1 pseudogene is annotated in these 746 nt (G+C 35.7%); it reads right to left on the bottom strand.

What is annotated here, in order from left to right:
- Window positions 1–746, bottom strand: a pseudogene (locus G7Y37_RS09075) (UDP-glucose 6-dehydrogenase); the annotation flags it as partial.

Below are 746 nucleotides of genomic sequence, written 5' to 3'. Positions count from 1 at the left end.
CCATATCCAAATGAGGGGTTGTTGTAGTGGTCCCCTATGCGTGGGTCTTTACACACTCCATCAATAATCTGTTTTGCATCAAGACCGCGAACTGATGCAAATGTATCTAGTTCATTAAAGTAAGCTACACGAAGCGCAAGATAAGTATTGGCAAATAACTTTACAGCCTCAGCTTCAGTAGAGCGCATTATAAGTATTGGAATGTCTGTCTTTTTTGCGCCTTGCTGCAAAAGGTTTGCAAATATGTGAGCTGTTTTATTTAGCTCATCTGTATACTTTGAAACACTTGGAACTCCAACAATAATACGTGTGGGATATAGATTGTCATAAAGGGCATGACCTTCTCTTAAGAACTCTGGAGAGAACAAAAACTTAGAGTTTGGATATTTATTACAAAGAGTGGTTGTGTATCCAACAGGAACAGTGGACTTAATTACAAAAGTAGTATCTGGATTAATTCTAAGTACTGTATCTATTACTTCTTCTACATATCTAGTATCAAAGAAGTTTTTATCAGGATCGTAGTTTGTAGGAGTTGCAACAACAGCAATATCCGCATTTGAATATGCATATACTGGATCTGTTGTAACGCTAAACTTTAGAGGATGTTTTCCTGATTTATTATCTGTAAGAAAGCGTTCTATCTCTTCATCTTTTATAGGAGATATACCTTTTTCTAGTTTATCTACTTTATCTTTAATAACATCTACAGCCACTACTTCTGTGTGTTGAGATAAAAGCATAGA

This window comes from Adlercreutzia sp. ZJ154 (genome assembly GCF_011039055.1).
Classification (GTDB): Bacteria; Actinomycetota; Coriobacteriia; order Coriobacteriales; family Eggerthellaceae; genus Adlercreutzia_A.
The sequence above is the reverse complement of the archived record's forward strand: the minus strand, read 5'-3'. Positions and strand labels throughout refer to the sequence as shown.